We start from the raw sequence: 20,282 nt of genomic DNA on the forward strand, positions 1-20,282 counted from the left end.
ATGGCATCAATAATAGATATTAAATTACCGCGATCGATTGCCAGTGCACTGCGACTTCCTAAGCGTAATGCAAAAACACAGCAACAGAAAGTATTAAAAAAGCTATTAAAAAAGGCAAGATTCACAGAATTTGGCCAGGAATACCGGTTTGACGAGATCCTTCTCTCTAAAAATATTGAAAAAGGTTTCCAACAGCTGGTTCCCGTTTTTGATTACAATAAGATCTATGATCAATGGTGGATAAAAACGCTGGAGGGAAAACCCGATATCACCTGGCCGGGCAAGATCAAATATTACGCGCTGAGCTCAGGAACTTCCGAAGCCTCCAGCAAGTACATCCCCGTTACCACAGACCTGTTGAAAAGCAACACCATCAATTACATCAAACAGCTCATCAGTGTTTTTAGCTATAAACAGGCCAATAAAAAATCCCTCACAAAAGATTTTCTGATCATTGGCGGAGCCACCAACCTTCAAAAAGGAGAAGCCGGCTGGTTTGCCGGGGATCTGAGCGGTATACTTGCAAAAAAACGGCCGTTCTGGTTTCAAACCTTTTATAAGCCCGGAGGCCGGATCGCGGCCATTGCCGACTGGAACCAGAAGCTGAATGAAATTGTAGACAATGCGCATAAATGGGATATCGGCTATATTGTAGGCGTGCCCGCCTGGTGCCAGATGTGTATGGAAATGGTTATTGAACGCTATAAACTGGCAAATATTCATGAAATATGGCCCAATTTTGGCGTTTTTGTACACGGAGGTGTTGCCTTTGAGCCTTATAAAAAATCCTTCGATAAGCTGTTGGGTAAACCCATCGTATATGTAGAAAACTATTTATCCAGCGAAGGCTTTATCGGGTATAAGATGAAAGAGGACCGGGGTATTCAGCTGGTAACCGATAATAATATTTTTTTTGAATTTGTGCCGTTTGACAATTGCAATTTTGATGCGGAAGGCACAATTATCGACCGTCCGGAAGTAAAGCTGATCGATGAGGTGGAGGAAGGCAAAGAATATGCCCTGCTGATGAGTACCAACGCCGGCAGCTGGCGCTACCTGATCGGCGATACCATTAAATTCCTGGATAAGGAAAAAGCCGAAGTGATCATCACCGGGCGAACCAAGCATTTTTTAAGCCTCGTGGGAGAACACCTGAGTGTTGAAAATATGAACCGGGCCATCCAGGATGCAAATGATCATTTTAATATCAGCATACAGGAATACACAGTTATCGGCTTTCCCTACGAAGGCTATTTTGCCCACCGCTGGTATGTGGCCACCAGCGACACCGTGAACAATGAAGCCCTGATGGCGTTTATAGATAATAAGCTCCGCGAGATCAATGATGATTATGCAACGGAACGAACCAGCGCATTAAAAGAGGTGTTTATCGAAGTATTGCCCCCGGAAACATTTATGAAGTTTATGGAACTAAAAGGCAAACTGGGCAGCCAGCATAAATTTCCCCGGGTGATGAAAGGCCGAATACTTTTAGACTGGGAAAATTTTTTAAAAACAGGGAAAATTTGATCCCCTTTTTAAAAACTTCGGCTATATTGTTATCCGATTATGATTGAAGCCTTTATCAAAGGAATAACCCTGGGTCTGCTGCTCTGCATTGCAGTGGGGCCCGTACTCTTTTCAGTCATTAAACACAGCATCAACGTTGGGCACAGGGGCGGACTTGCTTTTGTACTGGGTGTGTCCACCAGCGATACCACCCTGGCGTTTATCAGTAATTTCTTTTCACAATTCTTCACCAGTCTTAGTTCACACAAGGTAGCCATCAGTATTGTGGGTAGTACCTTTCTGATCGTACTGGGCATTTATTATGCCTTTTTTAAAAAGATCCGCATCCGGGACCGCATTAAACGAACGCCACCCGTTTTCCGTAAGCGCGATTATCTTCAGTTATTCCTTTCAGGATTTTTTCTGAATACGCTGAACCCCGGCATTTTTATTTTCTGGCTCACCGCATCCACCACCTTTATTACACATACCATCAATGAACGCCTCGTTATTTTTATAACGGCCTTGCTGATCGTTTTGGCCACAGACATTGCAAAAGTAATGCTGGCGAATAAGATCCGTACCCGGCTTACACCCCGCAATATTCATTTGCTGAACCGCATTAATGGTTTTGTACTGATGTGCTTTGGCATTGCGCTCATCATTCGGCTGGTTATTTAAAGCGGAGCAGCTTTTCATCCATTGGTATTTTTATATATTTAACATCTAACAGGGATTAAATAATCCTATTTTTGTTAAGAGGTTGTATTTGAAATCATTAAGAAATTAAACGATTAAAAGACGCTTAATCATGGATACGGTTTTCAACCCGGTGGCTATAGTATGCATTGGGAAAACCGGTACAGACGGGTGCAGGTTTTTATCAAATCTGCAAAACCGCTGTTGATGCGCATGAATAACGGATCTGTTTTAACACAATGAAGATTCTGAAAGGCATATGGAAATGGGGCAAGCGGCTATTTGTGCTGTTGTTCGTAGGCCAGCTGCTTTATATCGGGCTGCTTAAATGGGTAAATCCGCCCATTACCTTTACACAAATCGGCAGTGTGCTGGATGGCCGGGGGTTTCACCAACAAAACCGGCCGTCGGCCTCTGTTTCTGAAAATGCACGCCTGGCGGTTATTGCTTCCGAAGATCAATTATTTCCGGATCATAACGGGTTCGACTGGAAAAGTATTCAGAAAGCGATGGAATACAACCAGAAAAAGCCGGGCCGGTTAAGAGGTGCCAGCACTATCAGCCAGCAAACCGCAAAAAATGTTTTTTTATGGCAGGGCAGAAGCTGGGTACGCAAGGGGCTGGAAACTTATTTTACTTTTATGATCGAAAAAATATGGGGTAAAAAAAGAATCCTTGAAGTATACCTGAACGTAGCGGAAATGGGCAACGGTATTTTTGGAATTGAACAGGCGTCTCAAACATATTTTAATAAACCTGCAAAAAACCTTACGCAATATGAAGCGGCGGCCATTGCCGCTATTTTGCCCAACCCGGTAAAAATGAGTGTAAAACCCATGTCGCCCTATGTTTCTTCCAGGGCAAGAAAAATTGTGCAGCAAATGAATTTCCTGAAACCCGACCGGGATATACAAAACCTGATCCGTCAGTGACCTACCGTTACGTCGCATTCAGCAGCGGGCCCCATCGTTATAGGTCTGGAGCAACCAACTGCTATTCTTCAATTGTGTTTAAAGATACGCGCGTTACGATAGCATTTTAACAGGAGCAGCCGGTGTATCATTCTGCTTCGTTTTGCAGATCCTGCACCATGCCGTCCACACTTTTAAGAAAGGTGTCCCAGTAATCCTGGTCCTCGGCCAGTATTCCTCTTTTTTTAAGGAAGGCTTCCCCGCCATTGGCCACTACCCGGTACAGCACATGCCCGGCCCCTAAAGGCGAAAAGGTAGATTTGATACGATGCAACAATCGCCTGGCCTCTGCCATATCATTTTCTCGGAATGTCTGTTCCAGGCGAAGCCGGTCTTCATTCCACTGAACCTTTATTTCCGTTACAATATCATTGACGGCATCAATATCGTCACCCAGCAATTCTCTCAGATAATCCAGATTGTTATACTGGGGTTCTGTATCATCCAGAATGGGCTCTGTCATGGTCGCTAGCATTTTGTCAATCTATTTAAAATGGTTTAAGAGCGTCTGTTTCAAAACGGGCATATTCCGCAGCAGGGGCGGATGCACAGCTATTACTTAACGTTTATGATGGTTGTTTTTTATAAAAGGTGCAGCTTTGCCAGCAATGCATCTTTATAACTTTCTGAAACGGGTATGGGTTGGTTTTTGATATACACCAACCTGTTTTCAATATACTCTACCTTGTCTATCGCAATTACATAACTCCGGTGAACCCGCACAAACTTATCCGGTGAAAATTTATCCTCGATGGTCTTAAGGCTTCCGTGAACCATGTACATTTTATCCGGCAGGTTAAACTGTACATAATCACCCTTTGCCTCCATCCATAAAATATCGTCTACATTTATTTTACGGATCACCTTATTTTCTTTTATAAACAGGTGCTTGGGAGTAATGGCATCCGATTGCTGCGACTGCTTAAACCGGATCAGCTCCTGCACTTTGTCAATAGCGGCCATCACCCTGGTTAATGTAAACGGCTTTACCAGGTAATCCATTACATTCAGTTCAAATGCCTCTACTGCATATTGTTCTTTTGCCGTGGTTAAGATCGTATGTGGGCGGTTGGGTAATAATTTTAAAAGATCCAGGCCGCTCATCTCCGGCATCTCCACATCTAAAAATAAAATATCTACATGATTGGCTTCTAAAAAGCTTTTGGCTTCCAGTGCGCTTTCGCATTCTCCAATAACATCGATATTGCTTACATTAAGAAGAATTTTTTTTAAAATAACCCGCGCTACTTTGTTATCGTCAACCAATAAGCATATGAGAGGGCCGTTCGCGTTCATTTATATCGTCTAAAGTTGCCTAAAATTACGGAAAACTTATCATTTGCAAAAATCGATTGCCGTTTAAATTAAAAAAAGCCACTATATAACTCATTTTCGGCCATAAAAAAGGGCCATCCTTTCGGACAGCCCTTAAAAAATCAGTTACACTGCTTATTTCTTAAACTGGGGGATAAGGCCATTTGCCAGCTCCACCATTTGTTTTAATCCTTCTTCCGGCAGATTTCCTTTTTTAAACTCTGCCAGTACCTGCGGATATTTGTTTTCCATTTCCAGGAGGAACATTTCTTCAAATTCCTTCACCTTGTTTACCGGAACGTCTTTGATCAGACCGTTGGTACCCAGGTAAATGATGGCTACCTGTTTTTCTACAGAATAAGGAGAATATTGCGGTTGCTTCAGGATCTCTACGTTCCGGGCACCTTTATCAATTACGTTTTTGGTAGCGGCATCCAGATCACCCCCGAATTTTGAGAAGGCTTCCAGCTCGCGGTATAATGCCTGGTCAAGCTTCAGGGTACCGGCTACTTTTTTCATGGATTTGATCTGCGCGTTACCACCCACACGGCTTACGGAGATACCCACGTTGATCGCCGGACGGATACCGGAGAGGAACAGTGAAGATTCCAGGAAGATCTGTCCATCGGTAATGGAGATCACGTTGGTAGGAATGTAAGCAGATACGTCACCCGCCTGTGTTTCAATAATGGGCAGAGCAGTTAAGGAACCACCACCTTTTACCAGGTGTTTGATGGATTCCGGCAGGTCGTTCATGTCTTTAACGATCTCGTCGTTGTTGATCACTTTTGCAGCTCTTTCCAGCAAACGGCTGTGCAGGTAGAATACGTCACCGGGATATGCTTCACGGCCCGGAGGACGACGCAGCAGCAGGGACACCTCGCGGTAGGCCACCGCCTGTTTAGACAGATCATCATAAATGATCAGCGCCGGGCGTCCGGTATCGCGGAAATATTCACCAATAGCAGCACCTGCAAACGGAGCGTAGAACTGCAGCGGAGCCGGGTCAGAAGCAGAAGCAGCAACGATGGTTGTATATTCCATCGCACCGTTATCTTCCAGGGTTTTCATCACACCTGCAATGGTAGATGCTTTCTGTCCGATGGCTACATAGATACAATATACAGGCTTGCCTGCTTTAAAAAATTCTTTCTGGTTGATAATAGTATCGATCGCGATCGCAGTTTTACCGGTCTGACGGTCACCGATGATCAGCTCCCGCTGGCCACGGCCGATGGGGATCATTGCATCGATCGCCTTGATACCGGTCTGCAGCGGTTCTTTTACCGGCTCCCGGAAAATAACCCCGGGGGCCTTCCGCTCCAGCGGCATTTCATACAATTCGCCGGAAAGCGGTCCTTTACCATCAATGGGCTGTCCCAATGTGTTTACCACACGACCGGTCATGCCTTCGCCTACTTTAATAGAGGCGATCTGGCTGGTACGGCGTACCTTGGAACCTTCTTTAATATCCTTGCCTTCACCCATCAATACCACACCCACGTTGTCTTCTTCCAGGTTCAGCGCAATGGCACGTACACCGTTTTCAAACTCAACAAGCTCACCATACCTTACATTTCCAAGGCCATAAACGCGGGCGATACCATCCCCCACTTGTAATACGGTACCAATTTCCTCTAAATCCGCCTGAGCATTAAAGTTGCTCAGCTGCTCCCGAAGGATGGCACTTATTTCGTCTGGTTTTATTTCCGGCATAAATAATGATATTTAATACGTTGTTGTATAGAAACAGGGCCTAACGCCCGTTTTCAGGCTGCAAAAGTAGTGTATTACCACATTCCCAACAAAAAATAAGGAAGTGAAAATTTTTTGCCATGCATTGTACTGCCGGTAAAATACAGGCGGTCAATCGCTCATCGCCTGCTGTGCCATTTTCAGGGTGGCCGGAGGACCGTTTAGGGGTTGATAATTAGATCACCAGTACTCCTGCAGCTTCAAACCGCACCTGTTTTTCGGGTTTTGTGATCGCATCAATCTCAGCCTGCGGCTTTTTGGCGTCCTCCGCATAATGTTTCAGCTCATTTACCGATACCAGTTTCTGGCGGGCCACTCCTTCCAGCACGACTGTTTTACCGGTAATAGCCGTTGGTACAAAAAAGCCATAGTCTTTAAACTTAACCTGCATTTTGGTCTTGTCCGGCAACTCCATGGTAAGCCAGCATCCTTTTTTTGCGCAAACCGCCAAAACAGGTCCCTTTATCTTGGCCTTTACCTCCTCGTCTTTTGAAGAAGACAGTTTTCCGGCCAGCTCCTCCAGGGAAAGGGCGTCTTTCGCGGTTATTTTTTCACCGTAGGCGTCTCCCTTCCGGGCGCTTCCGGCAGGAGGCTGCGCATATAATAAGATACCTGCAAAAAGGGGCAGCATCAGCAACAGTACTTTTCTCATATTTAGAAGATTAGGTTTCGGATTGGTAAAATCACCATTTAAAGACAATTATCGATCTTTTTTGCCAGTTTGTAATCTTTTTCGGTCACCACATCTCCGGCATCATGTGTAGAAAGCCAGACTTCCACGGTATTATAGGTATTGGTCCAGGTAGGATGGTGGTCCATTTTTTCGGCTGCCAGCGCCACCCGGGTCATAAAGCCAAAGGCTTCATTGAAATCCTTAAAGGAAAATTTCCGGTACAGCTTATGATCGTTTTCCGTCCACATAACAAAAGTTTTAAAAGATCAGGTAATCCTTGTTTTTTATTTTTTCGTTGGTGAGCTCGGTAATCAGCTGCACCCCAGGGATCTCCCGCAGCCAGGCTTTTACCTGCTCCAGGTATTCATCCGTTACCGTGTCATTTTTCATCAGCCACAGGAAATCGAGGTGTTTAAATTCCGGTAACAGAAACTCCCCGTCGTACAGGTTATTATATAAATAATGACAAAGCGAACTGTTGGGATCCCGGTATTCGTATACTGAAAAGAAATAAAGCCGTCTTTTCCGTTTTAATTTGATCTCAATATCATGGTTGATCCGGAAATCCAGCTCGAGCAGATTATTCAGGTTCCAGCAAAATTTATAATCCTTAACCGTAGTTACAATCCCCAGGAGCTTTGTGTCTTCAAAGAATTCCTCGGTGATCTGTTCGGTATTTAAAGATAATTTTACTGTAGCCATGAATGAAACGGGTTTCCGGGAAGCCATATAACAACCGGTCTTCCCCGCCGGACTGATGCGGTAAAGGTAGCAAATAATGCGCCGGAGCCGCGCCCGTACAACGGCATTTTATTTTTTATACCTCTTTGCCGGAAATTTTCCCGGCGCCGTTTTCAACCGATGGCCTGTTTTCCTCGCGGGCTCTCATTTGTTTTCCCGGCCATAACAAAGTTGCAGAACACCTTTTTCCAGTTGCTGTACCTGCATCAGCTCCAGGCTGGCATGGATGCCGGGAAACAGGTTGCCCGCGCCCGTACCCATAATATGTGGCTGAACCAGCAGTTTCCATTCATCTACAAGACCGGAAGCAGCCAGCGTTTTTACAAGTGTTGCACTGCCCTGCACCAGAACCGGACCGCCTTCCTGGCCCCTAAGCTCGGTAATTGCCCTAACCGGATCCTCCTTAATAATGGTGGTGTGCTCCCAGGGAGCCTCCGTTAAGCTGGCGGAAACTACATACTTTTTTGAGGTATTCAGCTTTTCGGCAACACCCATTTCATTATTCTTCAGGGCGCTCCAGTAGGGATAAAGCATCTGATACGTAACGCGTCCATACAGCATGATTTCGCTGTTATGAATGGTTTCCCGGATGGCATTTGCCCTGCTGTCGCTGTGATAAGGATTGAACCATTCGGCCATAGTGCCGGCGTCGGTGATACCGTCCAGCGACATCCATTCTGTTACAATTATTTTTCTCATTGTGATAAAATTTATACCGCAAAAATGCATCGCTGAGGAACCGGAAAATAGAACGGAACCGACAAAATCAGAATTCGGGATTATAGGGCGCCCGCTTTGCCAGGTATTCATTAGGCGTTAAGCCGGTAAACTCTTTAAACACCCGTATAAAATGGCTTTGATCAGCAAACCCGCTGTCATAGGCAATATCCGTAAGTTTCAGTATTTTTTTTTGGTTGACCTGCTGAAAGGCGAACTGGAACTGGCAGATGCGCCGGTAAAGATTGGGAGCAATACCAATATGGCTCTCAAACAGCCGCTGAAAGCTTCTTTCGGTTGTGTGCAGCTCTTTTTGCAGGTTGCTCAATGTATAGAGGCCATTGCTTTTGCGTAACCGGCTTGTGGCAAAAACAATTTTTTCATCGCTTTTAGCTTCCTGTTCCGCCAGCTTTAAAATATACGTATCGATCAGTTCCAGCCGTTTCGCAAGCGAAGTGGTACTCAGCAGCTGCGCTTCCAGGTTGATATCTTTTGCCTGTTTTAACAACATTATATCAAGATCACCCCCGGTTATTTCCCGGGGATTAATACCGAAAAGCGGTTTTAGCGCATGCGGATAAAAAAAGTAGGCGATAAAGACAAAGGGATCTTTAAATTTCAATTCTCCGGGCTGTACCGTTTGCCCGTAAAGCGAAAGATGGCCGGTTGTTTGCCCGGCTTTGATTGCCGGCACAGTCTGAAAAACGAGGGTCGGACAGCCATTGGCAAAAAGGGGAATCACAAACTCGTGCGGGCTACCGAACGCTTCAATAACCAGGATACCACTTACATACTGCGCAATTGGCAAAGGCGGTATAAAAAAAGCGGTTTTCATCATTCAAATATAAAACAGTTGACTGCAAATGTGCCCCGGTCAAAGATCCGCTCATCAGCGCCGCACTGTTTGCTGCCGTTCAGGATTACAACACCGCTAACCGCTCCGCCCATTTTAACCCGTTTGGCATCTCCCTGTCCGAAAACTCAATATGGATCACCCGCCGCGACCGGCTGTTCTGAGTACGCCCCGAGCTATGCAGCAAAAGTGGTTGCATGATCATTATCCCACCCTCAGGAACGCAGCAGGTATGCTCTTTTTCCACCGCCCAGTCGATATTTTCCGGCCGGTAAATGCCTTTCCTATGCGACCCCGGCACTACGTTTAATGCACCGTTGGCAGCATCAGTATCATCCAGGTGTATCCGTACCGTAAAAATATTTTCCAGAAGAGGAACCGGCGGCTGTACGGCAAACTGATCTTGTTTTACCGTCCAGGGACCAAAACCCGCAACGGCGGCCTTCCGGTCAACGGAAATCGTAAGATCCTGGTGGTAGCTTACAAACCAATTGGAAGCAGCAGGCTTATCAAAGTAAATGCTTTTTACTACAAAATAATTACTGCCAAAAAGCCGGTTGATCAGTTGTTTGAGCCGGGCATTAAAAATCAGTGCACGGGTTTCCGGAATCTCCTTCAGAAACTGGCGGATAGCAAAAAGACCACCCGATTTCCGGAAGGTGTCTTTTAATGAATCGGCCCGTTCTATTTCCTGCAGTATTGCAGCTACTTCCTGTGATGTAAAAATACCCGGAACCACCGCAAATCCATTTGTCCCCAGCTCGGGTTGCAGTGTTTGCAAAGGTTCCTGTTCCGTTATTGCCATTATCAAATATACGCAGAGATAGCGGTTCGTGTTTTGCCCTTTACCAGCACCATGCTGAGCCGGATAAATGAAGCCTGCAGGTGGCATCCATGCTGCCAATACCCCATACAAATCACTGCAAAAAATTACCAGCGCTATTTCCCCGATCTTCGCACAAAATGACCAATACGCTTACCGCCTTCGCGCGGGCGTTTAAAAAAACGGGGTTTTATGAATAACTATTTTTTGCTTCTTTTTTTACTGACCGCTTCGGTTGCCAATGCCCAGATATCCGAAAAAAAATTAAAAAAGCACATCCATTACCTGGCAGCAGATCATATGAAAGGCCGCCAAACGGGCAGTAAGGAAGCTGAAACCGCTGCAACCTATATCGAAACACATTTTAAGAAATATGGGCTCAGGCCAATGGGTACGGATGGGTTCCGCCAGCAGTTTGAAGCGAAGGTTAAACGAGTGGTAGTTAAAGACAGCATCCGGAGCTCCGCCAATATTATCGGCTTCTTAGATAACGATGCGCCCTATACCATTGTTGTGGGCGCGCATTATGACCATATCGGGTATGGAGACCTGGGCAATAGCAAAGACTCCCTGAATATTGGAAAAATACATAACGGTGCAGACGACAATGCATCGGGAGTGGCCGGGCTCCTGGAGCTTGCAAAATATTATGCGAAAAACGGGGTTAAAGAGCGTTTTAACCTTCTTTTTATTGCCTTTGGAGCCGAGGAATTGGGACTCCTGGGATCAAAATATTTTGTGGAGCACCCCGTGATGCCTTTAAATACGATCCATTGGATGCTGAATATGGATATGATCGGGAGATATAACCCGGATAACGGGGTGGCCGTAATCGGGTATGGTACCAGCACTGGTTTTCCTGAGATATTTAAAGGAATTACAGCCGGTATAAAATTCTATACAAGCAGAGACGGGAGTGGTGGTTCGGACCAGACCTCCTTTTACAGAAAGCAGGTCCCGGTACTGTTTTTTCATACAGGGGGGCACCCAGACTATCACAAAACCGGTGATGACCCCGCCAAAATAAACTTCAACGCCCTAAAATCCATTCTGGAACTGGAGATCCGGGTTATCGACCGGTCTATGACTGTACCGAAAATGGCTTTTACCCCCACCAATTAAAGCCCCGGATCATCCATAAAATTAGCGATCGGAAACCGCTCGTCTTTATTGTACATTGGCGTTTTATTTATCCGGCAATCCGGATCTAAAAACAAGCCATCATGCCACAACCTGTTTCCCGTTATCATTTTACAGCCGATTGGGGCGGATCCCGGACGGGGTTTGCCGAAATATCCGGACTGAACATTGAAATAGAACCCGTGCTCTTCCGCGAAGGTGCCAGCCCGGAAGACCAGATGCGTAAACTACCCGGCCTGCGCAGCTATTCCAATGTTGTTTTAAAAAGAAGCATCCTTAAAGGTGATAATGATTTTTTGACTGGATCAATACCAAGCAAATGAACCAGATCCAGCGGCGTGATATTGTTATTTCGCTTTTAAATGAAAATCACGAGCCTATTGTTATATGGCGGGTTAAGCATGCATTCCCGGTAAAATATACCGGACCGGTGCTTGCCGCAGGGGCCAATAATATAGCGATGGAAAGCCTGGAGCTCACCCATGAAGGACTAACAGTGGTAAAAATATAACCAACCTTCTTAAGCGGAGCGGTTTGCACGGGACAGCCAGCAGCCAAACCCTACAAATACAGCGGAGACCAGCAGGAACCCTCCTGTTAAAATAAGGCTGTTTAACAACGCCCGCGGATATCCCAGCACCGTTACGTCAACAAAGGGATACGGGTAAAAACCTGATTGTGCGCCCCGTAAAAAAATACAGATGGCATATACGGCCGGATAGATCAGCCACCCGGGAATACGCTTCCAGTACAGCGTGGATTTAGGAATCGCAATCAGCCAGTACAGAATGAACAGCAGGGGAACACCCACATGCAGCAGTTCATCCACCAGCCATTGCCACCCTTCAGGGCTCCATAACCGGCGTAATACCAGGTTATACACCAGGCCCACTATGGTAATATATACCGCAACAGCCGTTGCCGTTCCGGGCCGTATCAAAAACAATCCTGCCCGGCCGGAAGGTTTTACCAGCAGCACGGTGCCATAAACGGCCACGAGCACATTGGTGAGAATGGTATAATAACTGAAGAAACGCAATAAGGTTTCCCCGATCGGATTTTTTGTATTCAGCAGCATCAGGTAAAGCTGCAGGGCCACGGCAAACCAGGCCACTACCGTTACAAGGATCAACAACCAGCGTTTTCTTATTTGAGTATGCATCATATTCGGTTCGTTTGATCCAGGCAATGGGGGTTGGTTCAGTTATTTTGTACGTATTGCAGGGTTAATTGCAAATGATAGTAGCTGGGCCTTATCAGTCCCAACCGGGGATTGTTCAGATCGCTGATGACCAGCATGGTCAGTGATACGGTTACAAAGTATATAAGCGGCACCATATAATGCACCCGCTCTTTTACACCGTTCATAAACCCGACTAAAAATCCGATCAGCATTGAAACAACCACCAACAGGAAAATAACGAAGGCCGGTGTTCGCTCATAGTTTGAATAGGCAAATAGTGAAACCGTATCCTGTAACTGATCAAAATATTCCGCCACTTTATCGATAGCGGCATTGTGTGGTTGATTTTTCAGGGCGATAAGGTTTGCCCAATAGGCATCGCTTTGTTTTTTGGAATTGTAAAAAAAGTCAATATTGCCGGACTGTTCATAAGCCAGCTGGTGCTTTAAAAATGCCTGCAGCATGCTTTTTGTATACAGCCGGAATGAATCCGGCAGCTCCCTGCTGTACCGGTAGAGCGCATCTACATTATTTGCCTCCTTATGCAAATAAGCAAACCGCTCGCGATGCGCATTTCCTGCCTGTAAAAAAGTGAAGGAAATGATGAGGCCAAATATGCCTACGATGGAATTTTCTATACCGGAGTGCTCCCAGCGAGATGTTTTCCGGTAGCGTAGGGCATACCAGATTCCCCCGGCAACACTAAAGAATAGTAGAACAATATAAAGACCAATCACCCATAAAGCGTCCAGCATAACCTGATGCGATTTGACCATTATAATAAAAACAGGAAAGTACGGACCCGGTATTGTTCCGCGTTCCCTGCAACATGCACCTCCCGAATTTACAAAAAAATCGCTGTATTGTTTTAATAAGAACCCGCACCCTGCGCTCCATATAACCGTTTCATCGGATAAGACTGCTTCCGCCGGGTACCGTTTTTTACACCGGAAATTTCGGCCACCAGGGAATCCGCCCCCACCCTGGCATACCGGATCTGCTGGGGAAAATCATGCCGCAGGTTTTCAAATACCAGTTCGGTATCCGAAACCGTTTTAGAAGCAAAGGCAACCGGCACACCATTGTTCTGCTGCCGGACGGTTGCTATGTACAACAACTGCTCATTTTTTTGTACCAGCTTTACCGTTTCAAACACCAGGGTATCTTTTTCTTTGAGCATATAACTGACCCCCGATAATGTTTCACCACCCGATCTTGTCCAGGTTTCATAAATGCTTTTTCCCGGGGCAGGGCGGTACGCCCAGGTTCCCAGCAGCCATTCCGCACTGCGGAGTTGCGGGCGGGTATCTGCTTTCCAGCAGCAGAGGAAAAAAAGTGCGGAGATCAGTAAGATCTTTGTTTTAGAATACATCGGCAACCATTTTAGAGGAACAAAGCTAACCGGTATTGAAAAGCGGGAATTGTAAAAATGCGACAGGCTATTCCACACCATAGAACAATGCCGAGAGTTGCAGGTTGCGCCCATAAAAATCGCCGGGTGTTTTGCCGGTAAATGCCCGGAAGTCCCTGATAAAATGCGCCTGGTCATAATACTCCCCTTCATAGGCAAGGCCGGTAAGGCTGTCGTATTGCTTGTTCAGCAACAGGCGCAGCACGGTTTGCATGCGAACGATCCGGGAAAGTTGTTTCGGGCTAAGCCCGATCATCGTGGCAAACGTCCGTTCCAATTGCCGGCGGTTTACCTGTAACTGTCCGGAAAGCTCATCAACAGCGCAGCGCCCATTCGCCGAAAGGATCATCTCAACCGTTTGTTTGGCTATGCGGTCGATGGTGCGTTGATCCTCCAGCCGCGTCTGCAAAAAGGTTTCCGTTATCGCAATACGTTCCGCAGTTGTTCCGGCTCTTAATATATTCCTGTTCAACCGGCTGCCGGCAGCTGCAAACAGCAGCCTGGTCGAAACGGCCTTATTCTCCATTTCCTTTACCGGCAACGTGGCAAAAGGAATAAACCCTTCCGGCCGGAAACGCACCGCAAAGATACCTGTAGCTCCGGTGGGTTCTATTTCAAGCGGACGGGTGAGCTGTCCGATCACAAAACACCGGGGTTGTACGATACAATGGCTTTGATCCGTATACTGCTTGTACCGGTCGCCATAATGAAAGATCATTTCCATACAGCCATCCGGTACGATCCGTTGCCGCTGCGCCGATGCTTCCGTGCTTTCCAGCGTCCAGTAACATTTTATAAAGCCATCCACGTTCTCCCCTGGCGAAAATGTTTGATAGTTCATAATGCCCGCTATTTTTTAATAGTGCCCCTGATACGAAAACCGCAAATGCGAAACCCCGCTTTTAACAGCGTGGATTTGGACACCTGGTTTTCAATGTTACACCGGGCAGCCGGCACCCGGCCCATGCGATAGGCTTCCTTCTTTAACTCCTGCACGATCAACGTGCCCAATCCCCGCCCGCGGAATGGTTCTTTAACCTGCATATAGATATCTGCATAGGGGATATTATAATTCAGCATCAGGCCGCCACTGGCAGCAATTACACCGTCCTGTACCAGTACATGCGTACTGTCGTCATCTCCCATATCATCCGTGGCCTTCCGTTTACGGAATACAACACCAGGCACCGCCAGCCGGGTGGTATACTGTTCCTCAAAAAGGATCGCTTCCGCATAAATATTCCGGGTGGTTTCATATAGCATGGCGGTCAGCAACCGGTCGTTGGTCTGGCTTTCTACCTGTATCGTATTACTGACTTGCTGAAACTCCCCGAAAATGCGGCTGGCCATTCCCCGGTAGGGAGGCTCCAGGTAAAATTCAAAAATGGTGTCCCGGTCTTCGCGCTTATCCGTTCCCCATACGGCGCCATACCCAGCAGGGGTTCCGTCAACGGTAAAAAGATACGTATCGGCCCAGCCATACAGGTGGCATTTATTACATACAAACTGAAAGCCCCCTTCATTCAGGAAAAGGACCCTGAAAGGCTCGATCACCTCCAACGTTGTTTTTGTAATCTGAAGTGCCATGTGCGTAAACTAAATGTTCATTCCCCGCCGGTTCCTGCAGCCTGTACAAAGCTAAAAAATTTTATGCCTTTATTGCCGACAGGTAAATCCAGGCAATAAAAAACAACTGCAGCGGTACCCGGAACCATAAATAGGCCGGTCCGCTTCCGTGAAATGTGGCTTTCTGGTAATCCACATGCTTCAACGCGGCATATACATTTGCCGGAAGCAGCAGCACAAGGAACAGGATCAGGAACCAGGCCGCAGGCAGCCTCAACGCAGGAATGAGCAAGGCTACAGCAGCACCTATTTCAAGAACCCCGGTGCTATACACAAGCGCTGCCTTTCCGGGGATAAACGCCGGCAGCATCATCGACATCCCTTTTGTAAAAGCAAAATGCCCTGTTGCCGTAAACACCAGCATTACGGCCATAGCAACGCGGGCAGACAGGGCCCAGGCTCCGGGGCGGTGCATGTATGTGGTAATAACAGCGGTAATTGCAAATGTGACGAGTAATACAAGTAAGGGTTTCATTTTTTTTATGCAAAGTTCCGCCCGCCTGTAACGCAAAACAATGAACCTGGATTAATAAATCCGCCTCCGGATGCGGCTCAATGCCTGCGGGGTAATGCCAATATACGATGCAATATATTTTAAAGGGATTTTCTGCAGCAGCTCCGGCTGTTCTGTAAAAAGCTTCAGGTACCGCTGTTCGGCCGTTTCATTGAGTAGTGAAAGTTCCCGCCGGGATTTTTTCAGGAACAGCTCTTCTCCCGCAAACCGCCCGATTGCATTGCCAACGGCGGTTTGCCTGTATACGGCCTGAAGGTCTTCATAAGTCAGCTGCCAAAGGACCGTTTCTGTAAGCGTTTCGATATGGTATCCCGAAGGCAACCGCGTAAGAAAGGAATCGTAGCCGCTTACAAATCCATTGGCAAAGGCAAAAGCAAAGGTTAGTTCCCGTTCTTCCCGGTCTATATAAAACCGAACCGCTCCTTTTTCAATAAACGATAAATAATGCTCGGTTTGGCCGGTTTTTAACAACCGTCTTTTTTTACTGAAAGATCGCTGCACCAGTTTTGAAGCAAAAAAATCCCAGTCAGCATCGCTCAGCTGCACGCTCTGTTCAAAAAGCTTCCGGATCTGTTCCATTCTGTTCTTTATAATCGTTTGTTGGTGAAGCGGCATCCCGCGGGGATTAAAAGTACGGTTTATCATTTTAAAACACCGGGCCTCCCGGCTGGTCCTGAAAAATACCGGACCATCCACCGGCAATACCCGTAATGCATCCTTTCCTTTAGCTGCATATGCCGGGCTCCTAAAACTTTATTACCGGCGGCAAATCCCCTATCTTTAGAACGGAGCGCGGCTGTAAAACCAGCTGTAGCGGTAAGAATAACGGAATATGCACACCTTATTAATTCAGCATATAAACGCCCTGGTTCCCTTAACAAAAGCGGAAGAACTATTGATTGCTGAGGGGTTTCACCAGAAAAATCTAAAACGCAGGCAGTTCCTGGTACAGGAAGGCGATCCCTGCCGGTATTTGAGTTTTGTAACAAAAGGATGCCTTCGTTCCTATTTTACCAACGACAACGGCCAGGAATATATCATCCAGTTTGGCATTGAGGGTTGGTGGCTGAACGACAATGAAAGCTTTTTATTCAATACGCCTTCACAGTTCAATATCGAAGCCCTTGAACCCACAACGGTGTTACAGATCGACCAGCCGGGGCTCGACACGCTTTACCAGCACGTTCCGCAACTGGAGCGCTTTTTCCGCATGCTTTACCAGCGCAGTTTTATTATGTTGCAAAAAAGGGTTATCGCCGCCATGAGCCAACCCGCAGAACAGCGCTACCTCGAGTTTGCAGCCCGGTACCCCGAAATCAGCAGCCGCGTGCCCCAATACCAGCTGGCCGCATACCTGGGCATGTCTGCAGAATTCCTCAGCAAGATCCGGCATAATATTGCCCGCAAAAAATCTTAAACCAGTTCAAGCATTTTTCCTGTACGGCTTCATTTTTTTTGAATGCAGCAAATAGCAGTTTTGCTTTTTGATCACTTAAAAAAAATGAACATGGAAATCCTTAATCAAACACCAGCAATCACTTCCCTGGTACTCCGTCTTACACTGGGCCTTGTAATGCTGCCGCATGGCTGGCAAAAAGTTACGCATTTTCAAAATACGCTGATGCACCTGCAGCAGGACTATCGCCTGCCCTGGCTGCTGGCCGTTGGGGTAATCCTTGCCGAATTTATTGCCCCGCTTTTTTTAATTGCCGGCTTCAGCACCCGCCTGATGGCCCTCCTGCTGATTGTGTTGATGATGGGCGCGGTGATTATGGGACATCACTGGCAACACGGTTTCTTTATGAACTGGTTTGGCAATCAGAAGGGGGAAGGTTTTGAATACCACTTACTGGCCATTGGTCTGGGCATTGGCATCCTGCTTTTGGGAGGCGGTAAATGGTCTGCAGACCTGCTGTTCCTGCGGAAACAATAACCCGGCAGCGGTCCTTTATAAAAGATGAAAGACCGCTGCCCCGCAAAAATGCGCATCCATCTACCTCTTTAAAAAAGGCCGCTTCAAAATCCGGTTCATAGCAGATGATGCTCGTATATTACCCTGAATTTTTATTTATGAACACCATACCGGAGGGCATACAAACAGGTTCGTCTTCGCCGGTTCCTACAGACCCCGAAAAATGCTATATATTTGAAACACGGTTGGTTGTTCATAAAAAAATTCAACAGATTGTATGAAAAGAAGAAACTTCATTGGCCAAACAGCGAAAGGCGCGTTGGCATTTACCATTATTCCCCGTTCTGTATTGGGAGGCAACGGGTTTGTTGCACCCAGTGATCGTATTAACCTCGGATATATCGGTACGGGGAAGCAGTCCTATGGCCTGGTCAATGCCATTAACGGTCCTAAAGAAACGCTGGTACTGGCGGCCTGCGACGTGTATGAAAAAAAACTGGAGCATTTTATCGGGCTGGCCCAGAAGGCCAATGAAAAAAAAGTAGCCACCGATGTAAAAGGGTACAAACATTACCGCGAGCTCCTGGATCGCAAAGACATCGATGCCGTTGTTATTGCCACCCCAGACCACTGGCATGCACAAATTGCCATTGACGCCGCAAAAGCGGGTAAAGATATTTACTGCGAAAAACCGCTGGCGCTTACGATTGCCGAAGGACGTGCGATGGTAAATGCCACACGTAAATACAAGCGTGTTTTTCAAACCGGCAGCATGCAACGTTCATCGTTTAACTTCCGGCAGGCTGCAGAACTGGTAGCAAACGGCTACATCGGTAAAATAAGTGAGATCAACGTTTCGGTGGGTGAGCCGGTAAAACAATGCGACCTGCCTACGGAACCGGTTCCGGATGGACTGGATTGGGATCTTTGGATCGGGCCCTCATTATACCGGGGCTTCAACAAGATCCTGGCGCCTCCGCTGGAAGCAAAGGAATGGGCCTGGTGGCGTGGCTACCGCGATTTCGGGGGCGGCTATATCACCGACTGGGGTGCACATATGTTCGACATTGTACAATGGGCATTGGGCATGGATAACTCGGGTCCTGTACAATTTATTCCTCCGAAAGAACCGGGAGCAAAAAATGGATTGTCGTTTGTTTATGCAAACGGAATAAAAGTCAACCATAAAAACTGGGGGGAAGGCAATGCCATCCAGTTCCTGGGCGATAAAGGCAAGATAGAAGTGAGCAGGGGATTTATCAGGAGTAACCCCGAAAACCTGGCATCACTGAAATTTAAGACCAGCGACAAACGGTTGTACTTTAGTGATAATCACTACCAAGATTGGGTGGATGCCATTAAAAAGCGCTCCAAGCCGATCTGCGATGTGGAAACCGGGCATCGTACCGCTTCGGTTTGTAATGCGGTGAATATCGCTTACGAATTACAAAAGGATCTGAAATGGGATCCTGCAAAAGAGGCCTTTGATAATCCTTACGCCAATATCATGCGCAGCCGGCCCTACCGGGGTGCATGGGATTTTAATAAATTTTAGCAGCGCTTCAAAGCAGCAATATGGAACCAGAAGCGCATTCTTCAAAAACCGGACCTGCAACGTCCGGTTTTTTAAATAACACCTCCATCCCGCTGGGCGTTCAGCTCTGGTCGGTAAAAAATGACCTGGCCCGGGGCATCGATCCCACCCTGGCAAAACTGGCCGCAACAGGATTCCGTTTTGCGGAAGCCGCGGGTTATGATGTAAACAGCCGGACCTTCTTTGGGTTGAAACCCGGTGTGTTCCGGCAAAAGCTTGTGGCTACAGGAATGCAGTGCATCAGCGCCCATGCGCCGGTTTCACCCGAAACGATCCACCAGGCACTGGAAGATGTTTATACGTTAAAAGCAGCCTATCTTATCTGTTCGCTCTATCCGGATGCCGGACGCAGCGCTGCGGACTATTACCGGATCGCAGAAAATTATAACCATATCGGAGACATTGCCCGGAAGGCCGGTGTTCATTTCGGCTATCATAATCATCATTTTGAATTTGCCCCCGTGGAGGGCGAGCGCCCGATCGATATCCTGTTGAAAAATACGGATCCTGAACTGGTAACCTTTGAACTGGATCTTGGCTGGGCAGTACAGGCCGGCACAGCACCGGAAACCCTTTTTGAAGCCTACCCCGGACGTTTTCCGCTCTGGCATTTGCGGGACGTGGATGCGGAAGGAACAGCCGTAAATGCCGGTGACGGTATGGTGCACTTCCACGCATTGCAGCCGCTGAAAAAACAGGCCGGATTTTTGTACGGGATTGTGGAAACCCCCTCCGCCGCCACCGATGGCACGGACCGTGTGACGGCCAGTTTTAACTATATCCGGAGGGAGCAGCTTTACTAAAGGATACCAGCTATCGTATAATATAGTAAGGCGTTTTTGCAGAC

General features: G+C 47.0%; 24 protein-coding genes and 1 pseudogene. 9 read left to right on the forward strand and 16 right to left on the reverse strand.

The window, feature by feature from the left end; translation table 11 throughout:
- From LQ567_RS15695 to mtgA, 3 genes are all read left to right on the forward strand, one after another.
- Complete coding sequence (locus tag LQ567_RS15695; RefSeq protein WP_231005630.1) at positions 1-1,530, forward strand: GH3 family domain-containing protein; 1,530 nt, start codon at positions 1-3, stop codon at positions 1,528-1,530.
- A 39-nt stretch (positions 1,531-1,569) separates the two neighbouring features.
- A complete protein-coding gene (locus tag LQ567_RS15700) occupies positions 1,570-2,190 on the forward strand; it encodes a LysE family translocator (RefSeq protein WP_231005633.1) in 621 nt (206 codons plus the stop codon).
- Positions 2,191-2,447: 257 nt separating this feature from the next.
- The gene (mtgA, locus tag LQ567_RS15705) at positions 2,448-3,140 is read left to right on the forward strand and encodes a monofunctional biosynthetic peptidoglycan transglycosylase (protein ID WP_231005643.1); all 693 of its coding nucleotides are present in this window, start codon (positions 2,448-2,450) and stop codon (positions 3,138-3,140) included.
- A 127-nt stretch (positions 3,141-3,267) separates the two neighbouring features.
- On the opposite strand, the gene LQ567_RS15710 is transcribed toward mtgA, so the two are convergent.
- The 9 genes from LQ567_RS15710 to LQ567_RS15750 form a co-directional block, all read right to left on the reverse strand.
- Positions 3,268-3,642, reverse strand: a complete 375-nt coding sequence (locus tag LQ567_RS15710) for a hypothetical protein (protein WP_231005654.1) — start codon at positions 3,640-3,642, stop codon at positions 3,268-3,270.
- Positions 3,643-3,761: 119 nt separating this feature from the next.
- Positions 3,762-4,475 (reverse strand): LytR/AlgR family response regulator transcription factor, encoded by a 714-nt coding sequence (locus LQ567_RS15715; protein ID WP_231005656.1) that lies wholly within the window; start codon positions 4,473-4,475, stop codon positions 3,762-3,764.
- A 153-nt stretch (positions 4,476-4,628) separates the two neighbouring features.
- Positions 4,629-6,209: a F0F1 ATP synthase subunit alpha gene (gene atpA, locus LQ567_RS15720; RefSeq protein WP_231005666.1), complete on the reverse strand. Its 1,581-nt coding sequence runs from the start codon at positions 6,207-6,209 to the stop codon at positions 4,629-4,631.
- 214 nt (positions 6,210-6,423) lie between these two features.
- On the reverse strand, positions 6,424-6,900 hold the full coding sequence (locus tag LQ567_RS15725; protein ID WP_231005667.1) for a DUF4920 domain-containing protein: 477 nt from the start codon (positions 6,898-6,900) through the stop codon (positions 6,424-6,426).
- A 38-nt stretch (positions 6,901-6,938) separates the two neighbouring features.
- Positions 6,939-7,169: a 4a-hydroxytetrahydrobiopterin dehydratase gene (locus tag LQ567_RS15730; protein WP_231005669.1), complete on the reverse strand. Its 231-nt coding sequence runs from the start codon at positions 7,167-7,169 to the stop codon at positions 6,939-6,941.
- 10 nt (positions 7,170-7,179) lie between these two features.
- Entirely contained in the window at positions 7,180-7,623 is a 444-nt protein-coding gene (locus LQ567_RS15735; protein WP_231005670.1) for an IPExxxVDY family protein, read from the reverse strand.
- A 183-nt stretch (positions 7,624-7,806) separates the two neighbouring features.
- A complete protein-coding gene (locus LQ567_RS15740) occupies positions 7,807-8,361 on the reverse strand; it encodes a dihydrofolate reductase family protein (RefSeq protein WP_231005672.1) in 555 nt (184 codons plus the stop codon).
- 67 nt (positions 8,362-8,428) lie between these two features.
- Positions 8,429-9,217, reverse strand: a complete 789-nt coding sequence (locus LQ567_RS15745; RefSeq protein WP_231005673.1) for a helix-turn-helix domain-containing protein — start codon at positions 9,215-9,217, stop codon at positions 8,429-8,431.
- Positions 9,218-9,299: 82 nt separating this feature from the next.
- Positions 9,300-10,037 carry a phytanoyl-CoA dioxygenase family protein gene (locus tag LQ567_RS15750; protein ID WP_231005675.1) on the reverse strand — a complete coding sequence of 246 codons (738 nt, stop codon included), beginning with the start codon at positions 10,035-10,037 and terminating at the stop codon, positions 9,300-9,302.
- A gap of 210 nt (positions 10,038-10,247) precedes the next feature.
- Between LQ567_RS15750 and LQ567_RS15755 the strand changes: the two genes are divergently transcribed.
- Both LQ567_RS15755 and LQ567_RS26185 read left to right on the forward strand, forming a co-directional pair.
- Positions 10,248-11,177 (forward strand): M20/M25/M40 family metallo-hydrolase, encoded by a 930-nt coding sequence (locus LQ567_RS15755; RefSeq protein ID WP_231005677.1) that lies wholly within the window; start codon positions 10,248-10,250, stop codon positions 11,175-11,177.
- 101 nt (positions 11,178-11,278) lie between these two features.
- Positions 11,279-11,706: pseudogene (locus tag LQ567_RS26185) on the forward strand (phage tail protein).
- A 9-nt stretch (positions 11,707-11,715) separates the two neighbouring features.
- Here the strand turns inward: LQ567_RS26185 and LQ567_RS15765 are convergent.
- The 7 genes from LQ567_RS15765 to LQ567_RS15795 all read right to left on the reverse strand — a co-directional run bounded on the left by LQ567_RS15765 (position 11,716) and on the right by LQ567_RS15795 (position 16,508).
- A complete protein-coding gene (locus tag LQ567_RS15765; protein WP_231005679.1) occupies positions 11,716-12,360 on the reverse strand; it encodes a Pr6Pr family membrane protein in 645 nt (214 codons plus the stop codon).
- A 35-nt stretch (positions 12,361-12,395) separates the two neighbouring features.
- Entirely contained in the window at positions 12,396-13,133 is a 738-nt protein-coding gene (locus LQ567_RS15770; RefSeq protein ID WP_231005681.1) for a bestrophin-like domain, read from the reverse strand.
- A gap of 113 nt (positions 13,134-13,246) precedes the next feature.
- A complete protein-coding gene (locus LQ567_RS15775; RefSeq protein WP_231005683.1) occupies positions 13,247-13,750 on the reverse strand; it encodes a DUF6265 family protein in 504 nt (167 codons plus the stop codon).
- A gap of 67 nt (positions 13,751-13,817) precedes the next feature.
- Complete coding sequence (locus LQ567_RS15780) at positions 13,818-14,630, reverse strand: helix-turn-helix domain-containing protein (RefSeq protein ID WP_231005691.1); 813 nt, start codon at positions 14,628-14,630, stop codon at positions 13,818-13,820.
- Positions 14,631-14,638: 8 nt separating this feature from the next.
- Positions 14,639-15,376 (reverse strand): GNAT family N-acetyltransferase, encoded by a 738-nt coding sequence (locus tag LQ567_RS15785; protein WP_231005692.1) that lies wholly within the window; start codon positions 15,374-15,376, stop codon positions 14,639-14,641.
- A gap of 61 nt (positions 15,377-15,437) precedes the next feature.
- On the reverse strand, positions 15,438-15,890 hold the full coding sequence (locus tag LQ567_RS15790; protein WP_231005694.1) for a DoxX family protein: 453 nt from the start codon (positions 15,888-15,890) through the stop codon (positions 15,438-15,440).
- A gap of 51 nt (positions 15,891-15,941) precedes the next feature.
- Positions 15,942-16,508: a Crp/Fnr family transcriptional regulator gene (locus tag LQ567_RS15795; protein ID WP_231005695.1), complete on the reverse strand. Its 567-nt coding sequence runs from the start codon at positions 16,506-16,508 to the stop codon at positions 15,942-15,944.
- Between the two features lie 253 nt (positions 16,509-16,761).
- Here LQ567_RS15795 and LQ567_RS15800 point away from each other — a divergent pair, with 253 nt between their 5' ends.
- From LQ567_RS15800 to LQ567_RS15815, 4 genes are all read left to right on the forward strand, one after another.
- A complete protein-coding gene (locus LQ567_RS15800) occupies positions 16,762-17,346 on the forward strand; it encodes a Crp/Fnr family transcriptional regulator (protein WP_231005704.1) in 585 nt (194 codons plus the stop codon).
- A 90-nt stretch (positions 17,347-17,436) separates the two neighbouring features.
- Positions 17,437-17,862 carry a DoxX family protein gene (locus LQ567_RS15805; RefSeq protein ID WP_231005706.1) on the forward strand — a complete coding sequence of 142 codons (426 nt, stop codon included), beginning with the start codon at positions 17,437-17,439 and terminating at the stop codon, positions 17,860-17,862.
- Between the two features lie 256 nt (positions 17,863-18,118).
- Positions 18,119-19,396, forward strand: coding sequence for a Gfo/Idh/MocA family protein (locus LQ567_RS15810; RefSeq protein ID WP_231005708.1), 1,278 nt, complete (start codon positions 18,119-18,121; stop codon positions 19,394-19,396).
- A 20-nt stretch (positions 19,397-19,416) separates the two neighbouring features.
- Entirely contained in the window at positions 19,417-20,238 is an 822-nt protein-coding gene (locus tag LQ567_RS15815) for a sugar phosphate isomerase/epimerase family protein (protein WP_231005709.1), read from the forward strand.
- The last annotated feature ends 44 nt before the right edge of the window (positions 20,239-20,282 follow it).

The sequence above is a fragment of the Niabella pedocola genome (assembly GCF_021044425.1).
GTDB lineage: Bacteria > Bacteroidota > Bacteroidia > Chitinophagales > Chitinophagaceae > Niabella > Niabella pedocola.

Coding starts and splice junctions, on each gene's coding strand:
- LQ567_RS15695 (WP_231005630.1), top strand. CDS start 1: ATGGCATCAATAATAGATATTAAATTACCGCGATCGATTGCCAGTGCA.
- LQ567_RS15700 (WP_231005633.1), top strand. CDS start 1,570: ATGATTGAAGCCTTTATCAAAGGAATAACCCTGGGTCTGCTGCTCTGC.
- mtgA (WP_231005643.1), top strand. CDS start 2,448: ATGAAGATTCTGAAAGGCATATGGAAATGGGGCAAGCGGCTATTTGTG.
- LQ567_RS15710 (WP_231005654.1), bottom strand. CDS start 3,642: ATGACAGAGCCCATTCTGGATGATACAGAACCCCAGTATAACAATCTG.
- LQ567_RS15715 (WP_231005656.1), bottom strand. CDS start 4,475: ATGAACGCGAACGGCCCTCTCATATGCTTATTGGTTGACGATAACAAA.
- atpA (WP_231005666.1), bottom strand. CDS start 6,209: ATGCCGGAAATAAAACCAGACGAAATAAGTGCCATCCTTCGGGAGCAG.
- LQ567_RS15725 (WP_231005667.1), bottom strand. CDS start 6,900: ATGAGAAAAGTACTGTTGCTGATGCTGCCCCTTTTTGCAGGTATCTTA.
- LQ567_RS15730 (WP_231005669.1), bottom strand. CDS start 7,169: ATGTGGACGGAAAACGATCATAAGCTGTACCGGAAATTTTCCTTTAAG.
- LQ567_RS15735 (WP_231005670.1), bottom strand. CDS start 7,623: ATGGCTACAGTAAAATTATCTTTAAATACCGAACAGATCACCGAGGAA.
- LQ567_RS15740 (WP_231005672.1), bottom strand. CDS start 8,361: ATGAGAAAAATAATTGTAACAGAATGGATGTCGCTGGACGGTATCACC.
- LQ567_RS15745 (WP_231005673.1), bottom strand. CDS start 9,217: ATGATGAAAACCGCTTTTTTTATACCGCCTTTGCCAATTGCGCAGTAT.
- LQ567_RS15750 (WP_231005675.1), bottom strand. CDS start 10,037: ATGGCAATAACGGAACAGGAACCTTTGCAAACACTGCAACCCGAGCTG.
- LQ567_RS15755 (WP_231005677.1), top strand. CDS start 10,248: ATGAATAACTATTTTTTGCTTCTTTTTTTACTGACCGCTTCGGTTGCC.
- LQ567_RS15765 (WP_231005679.1), bottom strand. CDS start 12,360: ATGATGCATACTCAAATAAGAAAACGCTGGTTGTTGATCCTTGTAACG.
- LQ567_RS15770 (WP_231005681.1), bottom strand. CDS start 13,133: ATGCTGGACGCTTTATGGGTGATTGGTCTTTATATTGTTCTACTATTC.
- LQ567_RS15775 (WP_231005683.1), bottom strand. CDS start 13,750: ATGTATTCTAAAACAAAGATCTTACTGATCTCCGCACTTTTTTTCCTC.
- LQ567_RS15780 (WP_231005691.1), bottom strand. CDS start 14,630: ATGAACTATCAAACATTTTCGCCAGGGGAGAACGTGGATGGCTTTATA.
- LQ567_RS15785 (WP_231005692.1), bottom strand. CDS start 15,376: ATGGCACTTCAGATTACAAAAACAACGTTGGAGGTGATCGAGCCTTTC.
- LQ567_RS15790 (WP_231005694.1), bottom strand. CDS start 15,890: ATGAAACCCTTACTTGTATTACTCGTCACATTTGCAATTACCGCTGTT.
- LQ567_RS15795 (WP_231005695.1), bottom strand. CDS start 16,508: ATGGAACAGATCCGGAAGCTTTTTGAACAGAGCGTGCAGCTGAGCGAT.
- LQ567_RS15800 (WP_231005704.1), top strand. CDS start 16,762: ATGCACACCTTATTAATTCAGCATATAAACGCCCTGGTTCCCTTAACA.
- LQ567_RS15805 (WP_231005706.1), top strand. CDS start 17,437: ATGGAAATCCTTAATCAAACACCAGCAATCACTTCCCTGGTACTCCGT.
- LQ567_RS15810 (WP_231005708.1), top strand. CDS start 18,119: ATGAAAAGAAGAAACTTCATTGGCCAAACAGCGAAAGGCGCGTTGGCA.
- LQ567_RS15815 (WP_231005709.1), top strand. CDS start 19,417: ATGGAACCAGAAGCGCATTCTTCAAAAACCGGACCTGCAACGTCCGGT.